This is a genomic window from Microbacterium sp. NPDC060117, assembly GCF_042729315.1.
In the GTDB taxonomy this organism is placed as follows: Bacteria; Actinomycetota; Actinomycetes; order Actinomycetales; family Microbacteriaceae; genus Microbacterium.
Genome location: NZ_JBHWXR010000001.1, coordinates 700,855 through 712,964, shown reverse-complemented (window position 1 = coordinate 712,964; position 12,110 = coordinate 700,855). Strand labels below are relative to the sequence as shown.

Below are 12,110 nucleotides of genomic sequence, written 5' to 3'. Positions count from 1 at the left end.
CGCTCATGCGGCGGGCGACCTGCCGCGGGAGTGCGGACGGTCGCGCTGTTCGGCGCGCCCCGCAGAGGCACGGGTCATCGCGTCAGGACGACGGTATCAACATTCAATTGGTTGCGCAAATGAATGAGGAAATTGAGGAGAGAGCAACCGATCCTCAGGCGTGCTGGAAGCGGGGCCGGCGGGGCGGGCGGCGCTCGTCGGACTCCAGTGCGAGCGTGCCATCGGGGGCGATGTGCTCGAAGACGGTCTCGACGAGGGTCACGATGTGCGGGTCGTCGACGCGGTAGAGCTGTCGCCGGCCTTCGCGCCGGGCCGAGACCACGCCGGCGGCGCGCAGTTTGGCGAGCTGCTGGCTCGTGGCGGGGATGGTGGCGCCCGTGCGCTCGGAGAGGGACGTCACGTCGCTCTCGCCCGCGGCGAGCAGCCAGACGATGTGCAGGCGTCCGGGGACGGAGAGCAGATCGAAGGTGCCGGCGGCCGCGCCGAGGCGCTCCGGCGTGGCGATGATCCGGTCCGGCTCGTTCACGAGCGACTCACCATCCATTCATTTGCGCAAGCAGTTGAGTGAGACTATCGTACGACATGGCCCGGCATCGGGCACGAGCGCACAGCGGAGGAGGTGATGACGATGAGTCATCCTGACCATCGATCCCACCCGTCCCTCCCGCTCGCGCTCCTCGGCCCGGTTCTGCTCCGTCATCCGGCAGCTTCCCGCTGACCCGCCGGCTGCGCTCTCCCTATGGAGCCCGCCATGACGACTCTCCGTCCCTTCGCCGGACACACGTCCGTCGGCGCACGGTCGCGCACCCGCCTCGCGGCCGACGCGATCGTGCTCGTCGGGTTCGCGGTGCTGCTGTTCCTGCTCATCCGCCTCGCGGAGGGGGTCGGCGCGCCGTTCAACCCGTCGAACGCGGCGTCCAGCGTCTCGACCGATCCGACGAACCTGCCGTACTACGCGGCGCGGTCACTGCTGCGGATGTTCGTCGCGCTGCTCGCGTCCCTGCTGTTCACCTTCGTGTATGCGACCGCGGCGGCGCGCTCCCGGCGGGCGGAGAAGATCCTCATCCCTCTGCTCGACATCCTGCAGTCGGTGCCCGTGCTCGCCTTCCTCTCGGTGACGCTGTCGATCTGGCTCGTGCTCTTCCCCGGGTCGATGCTGGGGCTGGAGTGCGCCTCGGTCTTCGCGATCTTCACGAGCCAGGCCTGGAACATGACGTTCGCTTTCTACAGCTCCCTGACCACTCAGCCCCGCGAGCTGGACGAGGCCGCACGCCTGCTGCGGCTCACGAAGTGGCAGCGCTTCTGGAAGCTGGACGTCCCGAGCGGGATGATCCCGCTGGTCTGGAACGGGATGATGAGCTTCGGCGGAGGCTGGTTCTTCCTCGTCGCGTCCGAGGTGATCTCGGTCAACAACCACACCTACGCGCTGCCGGGGATCGGGTCCTATGTCGCGGCGGCGACCGCTCAGCAGAACATCCCTGCGATCCTCCTGGCGATCGGCGTCATGGTGCTCATGGTGATCGGCGTGAACACCCTGTTCTGGCGGCCGCTGACCGCCTGGGCCGAGAAGTTCCGCATCGGCGACACGTCGGCTGCGGTCGTGCAGCGCAGCATCACGCTCAACGTGCTGCGGCACTCCGGGCTCTCCCGCTACCTGGGCGTCGCGCTCCGCCCCGTAGGGCGGGGGCTCGACGCCGTCACCCGCCCGTTCGGGCTCGCCGATCGGCCCCTGCTCGTGAACGAGCGCCGGCGCCGCACCGGCGACGTCGTGTTCGCCGTCGTCGTCGGCGCCCTCGTGCTGTGGGGCGTCGTGGAGATGCTGCTCTACATCCAGGGCGCGGTGGGCCTTGTCGAGTTCGGCAAGGCGCTGCTGCTCGGCTTCGTCACGTTCGCGCGCGTCGTCGTGCTGATCGTCGTCGCCACGCTCATCTGGGTGCCGATCGGGGTCTGGATCGGCATGAATCCCCGCGTCACCCGCTTCGCACAGCCCGTCGTGCAGGTGCTCGCGAGCTTCCCCGCCAACTTCCTCTTCCCGTTCATCACGCTCCTGCTCATCAAGACCGGCGTCAGCCTCGACGTCGGCGGCATCCTCCTGATGGCGCTCGGTGCGCAGTGGTACATCCTGTTCAACGTCATCGCGGGAGCCTCGGCGATCCCGGCGGACCTCCGGGAGGCGTCGGTGAATCTCGGAGTGAGCCGCTGGCTGCGATGGAAGAGGATGATCCTGCCCGCCGTGTTCGCCTCCTGGGTGACGGGTGGGATCACCGCGGCCGGCGGCGCCTGGAATGCCTCGATCGTCTCCGAGGTGGTCAGCTACGGGCACACCACCCTCACGGCGACCGGCCTCGGCGCCTACATCGCGAACGCGACCACGGCGGGCGACTTCGCCCGCACGTTCGTCGGCGTGATCGTCATGACGCTGTTCGTCGTGGGCATCAACCGCCTGTTCTGGCGTCGGCTCTACCGCCTCGCTGAGACCCGATTCTCCCTGACCTGACGCTGTCCCCGACTCCCGGAGGAGGTGCCCCATGGCACAGAAGACCGACCGCACGTCCGCCCCGCTGGAGATCGGGGCGCCGCTCATCGACATCGACCGGGTCACGAAGTCGTTCCCCTCGGCCGACGGCACCACGCTCAACGTCCTGTCCGAGATCTCGCTCACGCTGCGCAAGGGTGAGATCGTCGCCCTGCTCGGCAAGTCCGGATCCGGCAAGTCGACGCTGCTGCGCACGATGGCGGGGCTCATCGCGCCGACCACGGGGGAGGTGCGCTACCGCGGCGAGCGGCTCGAGGGCGCGAACCCCGGGGTCGGGATGGTGTTCCAGTCGTTCGCGCTCATGCCGTGGCTCACGGTGCAGGCCAACGTCGAGCTGGGGCTCGAGGCCCGCGGCGTGCCGGCGGCGGAGCGCCGGGAGCGCGCGCTCGCCGCGATCGACGTGATCGGCCTGGACGGATTCGAGTCCGCGTACCCGCGCGAGCTCTCCGGCGGCATGCGCCAGCGCGTGGGCTTCGCGCGCGCCCTCGTGCTGCGTCCGGACGCCCTGCTGATGGACGAGCCGTTCTCGGCGCTCGACGTGCTGACCGCGGAGAACCTCCGGGGCGAGATCATGTCGCTGTGGGCGCAGCCGGAGTTCCCGACCTCCGCCATCTGCATCGTGACGCACAACATCGAGGAGGCGGTGCTGCTCGCCGACCGGGTGCTCGTGCTGGGATCCAACCCCGGGCATGTGAAGGGCGAGGTGCCGATCCTGCTGCCCCGGCCCCGCGATCGCCGCAGCCCCACCTTCGAGTCGACGATCGATGCGCTCTACGCGATGCTCACCGACACCGAGCGGGTGCCGACGTCGTCGGTGGTGCCCGCGCCGACCCCGCTCAGCCACCCGCTGCCGGACATCACAGTGGGCGGGCTCGCGGGCCTCATCGAGATCGTGCACGCGCACAACGGGCAGACCGATCTGCCCGATCTCGCGGACGAGCTCTCCTTCGAGGTGGACGATCTGCTGCCGCTGGTGGACGCCGCCCAGCTGCTCGGGCTGCTCGAGGTCGAGGGCGCCCAGGCCTTCCTCAGCGACGGAGGGCGGGACTGGCTGACCGCGGACATCCAGACCAGCAAGGAGCTGTTCGCGGCGCGGGCGGTGCAGAGCGTCCCGCTCGTCCGGACGATCGTGAAGGCGCTCGAGAACAGTGACGACGGCGCGCTGCGCGACGACTTCTTCCTCGACCTGCTGCGGCGCGGCTACACGGCCGAGGACGCCCGCCGGCAGCTCGACATCGCGATCGACTGGGGTCGCTATGGGGAGCTGTACGACTACGACGCGGACACGGGAGAGCTCGTGCTCGGCGAGTTGGCCGCCGCGGCGGAAAGGCATCTGCAGGCGGAGGCCTGATTCCGGTCCCTCCCGGCGCGGACGACCGCTTCAGCGCCGTAGGGAGAGGTCGGTGCAGCCGGTCACCGTGCGCGCGTAGCCGAGGATGAGCTCGCGCGCGCGCTCCGGGGCGGCCGAGCGGTTGCCGCTGATGATGTGCAGCTCGTACGCGTCCTCGAGCGCGACGAGGTTCTGCGCGAGATCGACGACGGGTCCGCTCAAGCGGAAGTGGCCCTGCGCGACCCCCAGCTGCAGGGTGGCGAAGTAGAGCGCGACCTGCCGCTCGTACAGGGCCTGCAGGAGCAGGCCCATGGTCGCGTTGCCGCGGCGGTACAGGTCGATGTCGTGCATCGCGATCACGAGAGCGTCGTGCTCGCTCTCCGGCACGCCGGCATCGATCATCAGGGCGAGCTGCTCCCTGGCGTCCTCGACGCCGGCGAGGGCGTTCAGGCGCGTCGTGTAGAACCGGTCGCACGCCCACGCGTACACGTCGTTGATGAGCTGGTCGAGATCGTTGAAGTGATAGTGCACCGTGCCCGTGGCGACGCCCGCCCGCGCGGCGACGTCCTGGATCCGGAGATTCGCGATCCCCCGATCGCGGATCGCATCGAGCGTCGCGAGGATCAGCTGATCGCGACGGTCCGACGGCCTCTTTGCACCTGCCATGCGGACATCATCTCAGGATCCGACGGGGTCGCGGCGCAGAGGGCCGAAGTGGCCCCGGCGTCACCAAGGCTGACTCGCTGGTCAACTACTGCGGACTCATTACAACAAAACACTTGACGGAGGTGAGTCGAGCATATTTGATTGGCGAGTCAGATAGTCGACCCGCGAACGAAAGGCTCAACGATGAGCGATGCATTGCAAGGGGACCTCGGCGAAGCCGCCGAGGCCCGGGGAGCGAAGATGCCGGGGGTGGTGCCGGACGTGGCCAAGTACGAACAGCAGCTGTCCCGCGGGCTGACCTTCAAGGAGAACATCCTGATCACGCTCTCTGCGGTGACGCCCGCGTCGAGCGTGTTCATCATCGTGCCCGCGATCATCAACGGCATCGGCGGGGCGTCGGCGCTCGCGTTCCTGATCGGCGCCCTCGTCGGCGTCTTCGTCGCACTCTGCTACGCGGAGCTCTCCAGCGCGTTCCCCATCACCGGCGGCGAGTACGCGTTCGTCGCGCGCACGCTCGGCAAACCCTGGGGCTTCGGGCTCTTCCTGCTGAACCTGGTCAGCGGCGTGCTCATCATCGGCGTGATCGCGTCGGGAGCGGGCCAGTACCTCGGCGTGCTCTCGAACGCACTCGGCGGCGGATGGGTCGGGATCGTCGTGATCCTGGTGACCACGGTGATCGCCTGCCTCGGGATCAGGACCAACGCGTGGGTCACCGGCATCTTCCTGATCCTGGAGATCGGCGCGCTGGTGGTGCTCACGGTGGTGGGGTTCCTGCACGTGAGCCAGCCGATCTCCACGCTGTGGACGGTCGCCACGAGCGGTCCGGGCGGCGTGCTCGTGAGCGCCTCCGCCGGGCTCGTGGTCTCCTACACGGCGACCGCCCTGTTCGCGTTCAACGGCTACGGCGCCGCGGTCTACTACGCCGAGGAGACCAAGAACGCCCGCTCCACGATCGGCCGAGCGATCCTGTGGTCGCTGCTCATCGCCGTGGTCGCGGAGATCGTTCCCACGATCGCCGTGCTGCTGGGCTCGAAGGACCTCGCGGCGCTCGTCGCGTCGCCCTCGCCGATGACGCAGTTCCTCACCGAGCGCGCGGGGCCGGTCGTCAACACCCTGGTCAGCGTCGGCATCGCCGTGGCCGTCATCAACGCCGTGCTCGCGATCATCCTGCAGTTCGGGCGCACGCTGTTCTCCTCCGCCCGCGACCGCTCCTGGCCCGACGCGATCAACCGACCGCTGGGGCGGATCCATCCGACGCTGCGCACCCCGGTCATCGCGACGATCATCGTCGGCGTGATCGCGGCGCTCTGCCTGTGGCTGGTCCCGTTCAACGTCCTGCTCGTCGCGACCAGCGCCGGCATCGTGATCCTCTATGCGCTGGTCGGCCTCGCCGCCCTCGTGGGACGGATCAACCACACCACCGACGCCGCCGAGTACCGGATGCCCCTGTGGCCCGTCGCGCCGATCCTGATGACGCTCGCAACGCTGGTGATCCTCGTGATGAGCCTGATCGCCGACTGGGTTCCGGTCGCGGTCGCGGTCGGGATCTTCGCCATCGGCCTGCTCTACTACGCGCTCTACCTGCGCGGGAAGCCGGATCGGTGGACGCTGCCGCTGCCCGCGGACGAGGAGCTCGAGGACGAGGTGCGCGGATGAGCCGGGCACGTGCGCGCGACCTCGGCCTCATCCGCGGGGGGATCCCGGGCCCGCACAATGCGATCACCGACGTTCCCGGCGTCGAGGTCGGGTACAGCACGCTCATCGAGGACCGCGCGTCCGCGGTCGTCCGCACCGGCGTCACCGCGATCCTGCCGCGGGGGCGCGCCGGCGCGGCGGATCCCGTGGCGGCCGGCGTGCACTCCCTGAACGGCAACGGCGAGATGACCGGATCCGTGTGGATCGCGGAGTCCGGCAGCCTCGGCACCCCCGTGCTGATCACCAACACGCACTCGGTCGGCGCCGCGCACGAGGGCGCCATCCGATGGATGCTCGACGCCGTTCCCGGCGCGGCGGACCAGTGGCTGCTGCCCGTCGTCGCGGAGACCTGGGACGGTCGGCTGAACGACATCAACGGTCTGCACGTGCGCCCCGAGCACGCCGTGGGCGCTCTGGAGGCAGCGCGATCCGGGCCCGTCGACGAAGGCGCCGTCGGCGGCGGCACCGGCATGATCTGCTATGGATTCAAGGGCGGATCCGGGACGGCATCGCGCCGGGTCGTGCTCGGGGATGCCGAGTACGCGGTCGGAGTGTTCCTGCAGGCGAACTTCGGCGAGATGTCGGAGCTGACCGTGCGCGGGGAGCAGGTCGGGCCAGCGCTCAAGGCCGAGCTCTCCGCGGGTTCCGCGACCCCCGCCGAGGCCCCCGTCGTGGCAGGTGCCGCGGCGCCGCCGCAGGGCGCCGGCAGTGTGATCGTGGTCGTGGCGACCGATGCGCCGCTGCTGCCCGGACAGTGCACGGCGATGGCGCGGAGGGTCTCGCTCGGCCTCGCACGCACGGGAACCGCGGGATCGCACTTCTCGGGCGACATCTTCCTCGCCTTCTCGACCGCCAACGCGGGCGCGCTCGCCAGCCGCTTCCCCGCGGAGGGCGAGGAGGTCGTGCTGGACGACCTGCGCGCCGTGCCCTGGGGGCGGATGGATCCGCTCTACACGGCGGTGGTCGAGGCGACGGAGGAGGCCGTGCTCAACGTGCTGGTCGCCGGAGAGGACATGGTCGGACACCGGCAGAACGTGCACGGCCTGCCGATCGAGCGGGTGCAGGAACTGCTTCAGGTCGGACAGCCGGGAGCAGGGGCCGACCCACATCGCGCTTGACCCTGACGCGACGTGAGGGTCGAGGCTGGTCTCATGAACGACTACTACGACGCCTTCGAGATCAGCCCTGTGCCCCCGCCCGGCCCGGATGCCGTGCCGCCCGCACACTACCGCGGCATCTACGGGATGCCGGCCTTCGTCACGATCCCGACCACGGATCTGGATGCCTCGGTCGCATTCTGGACTCGAGGGCTGGACTTCATCGAACTGTTCCGCACGCCGGGACGCGTGGTGCACCTGCGTCGCTGGGCCTTCCAGGACGTGCTGCTCGTGCGCGCCGACGTGGTGCAGGAGCAGGTGCCGGCGATGACCGTCAGCTTCTCCTGCGTGATGGACCAGATCGAGCCGATCGCGGCGGCCTGCCGCGCGCTGGATCCGGATCGGGTGCAGGGGCCGACCGACACGTTCTGGAACACCCGTGACATCGAGATGATCACCCCGGAGAACGTGCGGGTCGTGTTCACTGCGGCCAAACCCTATGTGCCCGAGAGTCAGGGGGCCCGGAACCTGGCGGCGATGGGCATCACCGGCCCCGCAGTCGCGGACGGCGGGCACAATGAGGGGGATGACTGAGTCGCGCCCCTTCCCCCGCGCGGGCGTTCTCGACCCCGTGGGCGTCCGCGACGACGGCCTGACCGTGGGCCGCGTCGCGGACGTCCTCGGGATCACGGTGCGCACCCTGCACCACTGGGACGAGATCGCGCTCGCCCGCCCGTCCCTCCGCTCGGATACCGGGTACCGGCTGTACACGACGCGGGACATCGAGCGACTGCAGCGCATCGTGCTCTATCGCGAGCTCGGCCTCGGCCTTGCGGCGATCCGCACCCTTCTGGACGACCCGGCGGCGGCGGCGCCCGCGGAGCTGCGGCGGCAGCAGGAGCGGATCCGGGAGCGCATCGCCCGCCTTGAGCAGCTCGACGCGGGGCTCGGCCGGATGATCGCCGCACACGAACGCGGGGTGCTGCTGACGCCCGAACAGCAGGTCGCAGTGTTCGGACCGGACTGGGACCCGGCCTGGGCCGAGGGGGCGCGGGCGCGTTGGGGCACGACCGCGCAGTGGGCGCAGTACGCCGAGCGGTCGGCCGAGCGCGGAGCAGAGGAATGGCAGGCGGTGGCCGAGGCGATGACCGGCTTCGAGCAGGAGCTCGCCGCGGCGTTCGATGACGGCGTGGCGCCGGCGGACGCCGCTGCGGATCGGCTCGTCGAGCGTCACCGCGCCGTGTTCTCGGCGTACTTCCCGCTGACCCGGTCGATGCAGGTGTGCGTCGCCCGCACCTACGCGGAGGATCCGGGCTTCGCCGCGCATTACGACGGGATCCGGCCGGGGATGGCGGCTTGGTTCCGTGCGCTCGTCGACGCGAGTGCCCGCGCGCACGGCATGGACCCCGACACGGCGATCTGGGAGTAGCGGCCCGCCCGCCGTGGTCAGCGCCCGAGGATCGCCCTGGCCTGGCGCAGCACGGGCTCGTCGACCATGCGCCCCTCGAATCGGAACACGCCCGGTCGCCCTTCCGCCTCTGCGAGCACGCGCTCGGCCCAGTCCCGCTCGGCCGGAGCGGCGGCGTAGCCCTCCCGGATCACCGCGACCTGACTCGGGTGGATGCAGGCGGTGGCGTCGAAGCCGCTCGCCGCGGCGTCGAGCACCTCGGCGCGCAGCCCCTCGACGTCGGCGATGTCGAGATGCACGGAGTCGATCGCCGCCCTCCCGAACGCCTTCGCCGCCAGCAGCACACGGGAGCGCGCGTGCCGGGCGACGTCGCGGTAGCGCCCCGCATGAGCGCCGGAGGTGAACCGGCTCGAGCGTCCCGCCATGCTCGCGACCAGATCCTCCGCGCCCCACATGAGACCGATCGTCGCGGGGTGCGCGGCGATCTCCTCGGCGTGCACGACACCGCGCGCGGTCTCGCACAGGGCCAGCACGTGATGACCCGCGGCGTGCAGGCCGTCGAGATCGGACGCGGACTCGGCTTTGGCCAGCATCACCGTGCGGTACCCGGTGCCGGCGAGTGCCGCGAGGTCGAGCCCGTGATCGGGGGTTCCTGACGGGTTCACCCGCACGATGGTGCGCTGCGGATCCAGGTCGGCGGCGGCGACGCGCTCGCGGGCCACGGGCTTGTCGGCCGGGGCCACGGCGTCTTCGAGGTCGAGGATCACCGAGTCGGCGGCGGCGAGAGCCTTCGCATACCGGTCGTCGCGATCCGCGGGACAGAACAACAGGGCGGGGCCGCGGAGTGCGCTCATCGCGCGACTTCCGTCGGAAGACACTGCATGAGGGTGGATCGGGTGGCGAGCGCGACCACGTCGCCGTCCTGGTTGCGCCCGGTGTGCGCGAACTGGACGATCCCCTGACCGGGACGCGATGACGACAACCGCTTCGACACGATCAGGGTTTCGGCGTAGAGGGTGTCGCCGATGCGCACCGGCGCGGGGAAGGACACCTCGGAGAAGCCGAGGTTCGCAACGATCGTGCCCATCGTGAGCTGCGCGACGGAGAGCCCCACGAGCGTGGACAGGGTGAACATGCTGTTCACCAGCCGCTCGCCGAACTCGGTCCCGGCGCTCCAGGCCGCGTCCAGATGGAGGGCCTGGGTGTTCATGGTCAGCGTCGTGAAGAGCACGTTGTCGGCCTCGGTGACCGTGCGCCCCGGACGGTGCAGATAGACCGCGCCCTCCTCGAACTCCTCGAAGTAGAGTCCTCGCTGCTCGATGCGCTTCCCGGTCACTGCGCGTCCTCCTCGACATCGGTCCCTGAGCCGGCAGCAGGGGCGTCCGGCGTGATCACGGCGAGAGTCTGCCCCCGGGCCACCGTGTCGCCCTGCGCGACGTGGACGGCGACCGTGCCCGCCACCCCGGCGCGCAGCACGTGCTCCATCTTCATCGCCTCGACCACGAGCACCGGATCGCCTTCTGCGACGTGCGCGCCATCAGCGGCGTGCACGAGCACGACCGTCCCGGGCATGGGGGAGTCCAGGTGCGGGCGGCTCTCCGCCGCCGTCGCACCGGCGTGCGAGACCCGCTCCACGGCGACCTCGAACACGGCCCCGCCGTGAGCGACGGCCACCCGGTCGGATCCGATCTCGAGCGCCGCGACCGTGCGCGTCGTGCGGTCGATCGTGAGGGTGCGGCGCAGGGCTCCTTCGGCACGCGATGCGGCAGCGACCGGACCGGATCCGTCGACGTCGACCGACAGGCCGGATCCGGATCCCGTCACGAGAACCTCGGAGCTGCGCTCGCCGCAGACCAGTCGGTAGCGCCGGGGGGCGGGGTCGCCCAGGCGCCAGCCATCGCGGCGGGTCCATGGACTCGACACGGTCGCGGCCCCGGCATCCCGAGCCGCATCGAGCAGCAGCGCCGCCTCCGCGAACACGCGCGCATCCGCCTCGGCGAACGTGAGGTCATCGAAGCGGCGCGCGATGAGGTCGGTGTCGAGCTCGCCCGCGACCACCTCCGGCAGCTCGAGCAGCGCCCGCACGAACTCCACGTTCGTCGGGAAGCCGAACACCGTGGTCTCGTCGAGCGCACGGACCAGGCGTTGGCGGGCCTCGTCGCGATCCGTGCCGTGTGCGATGATCTTCGCGAGCATCGGGTCGTAGTCGATCGAGACGTCCAGACCGTCGGCGATCGCGGTGTCGACCCTGATGCCGTCACCCTCGGGGTGGAGCACGCGCAGCACGCGACCGCCGGTGGGGAGGAACCCGGCGGTGGGGTCCTCGGCGTATACGCGGGCTTCGATGCTGTGCCCGCGCAGCACGACGTCGTCCTGCCCGAAGCCGAGCGGAGCGCCGGCCGCGATGAGCAGCTGCTGCTCCACGAGATCGAGTCCGGTGACCTGCTCGGTCACGGGGTGCTCGACCTGCAGGCGCGTGTTCATCTCCATGAAGAAGAACTCGTCCGGCCTGGTCGCCTCGACGATGAACTCCACGGTTCCGGCGCCGCGGTAGTCGACGCTGCGGGCGGTCTCGCAGGCGGCCGCGCCGATCGCCGCGCGGGTCGCCGCATCGAGCAGGGGCGACGGAGCCTCCTCGATCACCTTCTGGTGCCGGCGCTGCAGCGAGCACTCGCGCTCGCCGAGGTGCACGACGTTCCCGTGCGCGTCGGCGAGGATCTGCACCTCGATGTGCCGCGGCGTGGTGAGGTAGCGCTCCAGGAACAGGGCATCGTCGCCGAAGCTCGCGGCGGCCTCGCGTCGCGCCGCGGAGATCGCCTCGGCGAGGTGCGCCTCGTCCGCGACCACGTGCATGCCCTTGCCGCCGCCGCCCGCCGAGGGCTTGATGAGCAGCGGGTACCCGACCCCTGCCGCTGCGGCGATGAGATCGGCATCGGTGAGGCCGGGGCGCGCGATCCCCGGCACGGTGGGCACGTCGCGCTCGGCGACGGCGAGCTTGGCCGTGATCTTGTCGCCCATGGTGCGGATCGCGTCCGCGGTGGGGCCGATGAACACGATGCCGGCGTCGGCGCAGGCCTGCGCGAACGCGGCGTTCTCGGCGAGGAAGCCGTAGCCGGGGTGGATCGCCTGGGCGCCGGTCGCCCGCGCCGCGTCCAGCACGGCTTCGATGCTCAGGTAGCTCTGCGCCGCGGGGGCGGGGCCGATCCGCACGGCGACGTCGGCGAGCGCGACATGGCGGGAGCCCGCGTCGGCGTCGCTGTAGACGGCGACCGAGCGGATCCCGAGACGGCGCAGCGTCGCGATGATGCGGCAGGCGATCTCGCCGCGATTGGCGATGAGGACGGTGTCGAACAGGTCGACGGGCTCAGTGCGGTGCAT

Annotated in this window: 11 protein-coding genes; 6 read left to right on the top strand and 5 right to left on the bottom strand. The window is 70.6% G+C overall.

The genetic code is table 11. The annotated features are described in order from the left end of the window. Positions 1 to 154: 154 nt before the first annotated feature. The gene (locus ACFWCK_RS03195; RefSeq protein WP_233310154.1) at positions 155 to 526 is read right to left on the bottom strand and encodes a helix-turn-helix transcriptional regulator; all 372 of its coding nucleotides are present in this window, start codon (positions 524 to 526) and stop codon (positions 155 to 157) included. A 225-nt stretch (positions 527 to 751) separates the two neighbouring features. Here ACFWCK_RS03195 and ACFWCK_RS03190 point away from each other — a divergent pair, with 225 nt between their 5' ends. Beyond that, positions 752 to 2,497, top strand: a complete 1,746-nt coding sequence (locus tag ACFWCK_RS03190; RefSeq protein ID WP_233310155.1) for an ABC transporter permease subunit — start codon at positions 752 to 754, stop codon at positions 2,495 to 2,497. 31 nt (positions 2,498 to 2,528) lie between these two features. Next, positions 2,529 to 3,887 (top strand): nitrate/sulfonate/bicarbonate ABC transporter ATP-binding protein, encoded by a 1,359-nt coding sequence (locus tag ACFWCK_RS03185; RefSeq protein ID WP_378804497.1) that lies wholly within the window; start codon positions 2,529 to 2,531, stop codon positions 3,885 to 3,887. A 30-nt stretch (positions 3,888 to 3,917) separates the two neighbouring features. On the opposite strand, the gene ACFWCK_RS03180 is transcribed toward ACFWCK_RS03185, so the two are convergent. Then, positions 3,918 to 4,532, bottom strand: a complete 615-nt coding sequence (locus ACFWCK_RS03180; RefSeq protein WP_378804496.1) for a TetR/AcrR family transcriptional regulator — start codon at positions 4,530 to 4,532, stop codon at positions 3,918 to 3,920. A gap of 183 nt (positions 4,533 to 4,715) precedes the next feature. Here ACFWCK_RS03180 and ACFWCK_RS03175 point away from each other — a divergent pair, with 183 nt between their 5' ends. The 4 genes from ACFWCK_RS03175 to ACFWCK_RS03160 are packed head-to-tail and all read left to right on the top strand — an operon-like array spanning position 4,716 to position 8,753. Then, positions 4,716 to 6,188, top strand: a complete 1,473-nt coding sequence (locus ACFWCK_RS03175) for an APC family permease (protein WP_233310158.1) — start codon at positions 4,716 to 4,718, stop codon at positions 6,186 to 6,188. Further along, positions 6,185 to 7,345: a P1 family peptidase gene (locus ACFWCK_RS03170; RefSeq protein WP_378804495.1), complete on the top strand. Its 1,161-nt coding sequence runs from the start codon at positions 6,185 to 6,187 to the stop codon at positions 7,343 to 7,345. The genes ACFWCK_RS03175 and ACFWCK_RS03170 overlap by 4 nt, the downstream gene beginning before the upstream one ends. Positions 7,346 to 7,378: 33 nt before the next feature. Further along, the gene (locus tag ACFWCK_RS03165) at positions 7,379 to 7,918 is read left to right on the top strand and encodes a VOC family protein (protein ID WP_378804494.1); all 540 of its coding nucleotides are present in this window, start codon (positions 7,379 to 7,381) and stop codon (positions 7,916 to 7,918) included. Continuing rightward, positions 7,911 to 8,753, top strand: a complete 843-nt coding sequence (locus ACFWCK_RS03160; protein ID WP_378804493.1) for a MerR family transcriptional regulator — start codon at positions 7,911 to 7,913, stop codon at positions 8,751 to 8,753. Before ACFWCK_RS03165 ends, ACFWCK_RS03160 begins: the two co-directional genes overlap by 8 nt. Before the next feature lie 17 nt (positions 8,754 to 8,770). Here the strand turns inward: ACFWCK_RS03160 and ACFWCK_RS03155 are convergent, their stop codons facing one another. The 3 genes from ACFWCK_RS03155 to ACFWCK_RS03145 are packed head-to-tail and all read right to left on the bottom strand — an operon-like array spanning position 8,771 to position 12,110. Beyond that, positions 8,771 to 9,586: an HpcH/HpaI aldolase/citrate lyase family protein gene (locus ACFWCK_RS03155; RefSeq protein ID WP_378804492.1), complete on the bottom strand. Its 816-nt coding sequence runs from the start codon at positions 9,584 to 9,586 to the stop codon at positions 8,771 to 8,773. Then, the gene (locus tag ACFWCK_RS03150; RefSeq protein WP_378804491.1) at positions 9,583 to 10,068 is read right to left on the bottom strand and encodes a MaoC family dehydratase; all 486 of its coding nucleotides are present in this window, start codon (positions 10,066 to 10,068) and stop codon (positions 9,583 to 9,585) included. The genes ACFWCK_RS03155 and ACFWCK_RS03150 overlap by 4 nt, the downstream gene beginning before the upstream one ends. After that, complete coding sequence (locus ACFWCK_RS03145) at positions 10,065 to 12,110, bottom strand: acetyl/propionyl/methylcrotonyl-CoA carboxylase subunit alpha (protein WP_378804490.1); 2,046 nt, start codon at positions 12,108 to 12,110, stop codon at positions 10,065 to 10,067. Before ACFWCK_RS03145 ends, ACFWCK_RS03150 begins: the two co-directional genes overlap by 4 nt.

Bases quoted from the DNA above. Each gene is read 5' to 3' on its own strand.
- ACFWCK_RS03190 (WP_233310155.1), top strand. From the start codon at position 752: ATGACGACTCTCCGTCCCTTCGCCGGACACACGTCCGTCGGCGCACGG.
- ACFWCK_RS03185 (WP_378804497.1), top strand. From the start codon at position 2,529: ATGGCACAGAAGACCGACCGCACGTCCGCCCCGCTGGAGATCGGGGCG.
- ACFWCK_RS03180 (WP_378804496.1), bottom strand. From the start codon at position 4,532: ATGGCAGGTGCAAAGAGGCCGTCGGACCGTCGCGATCAGCTGATCCTC.
- ACFWCK_RS03175 (WP_233310158.1), top strand. From the start codon at position 4,716: ATGAGCGATGCATTGCAAGGGGACCTCGGCGAAGCCGCCGAGGCCCGG.
- ACFWCK_RS03170 (WP_378804495.1), top strand. From the start codon at position 6,185: ATGAGCCGGGCACGTGCGCGCGACCTCGGCCTCATCCGCGGGGGGATC.
- ACFWCK_RS03165 (WP_378804494.1), top strand. From the start codon at position 7,379: ATGAACGACTACTACGACGCCTTCGAGATCAGCCCTGTGCCCCCGCCC.
- ACFWCK_RS03160 (WP_378804493.1), top strand. From the start codon at position 7,911: ATGACTGAGTCGCGCCCCTTCCCCCGCGCGGGCGTTCTCGACCCCGTG.
- ACFWCK_RS03155 (WP_378804492.1), bottom strand. From the start codon at position 9,586: ATGAGCGCACTCCGCGGCCCCGCCCTGTTGTTCTGTCCCGCGGATCGC.
- ACFWCK_RS03145 (WP_378804490.1), bottom strand. From the start codon at position 12,110: ATGCACCGCACTGAGCCCGTCGACCTGTTCGACACCGTCCTCATCGCC.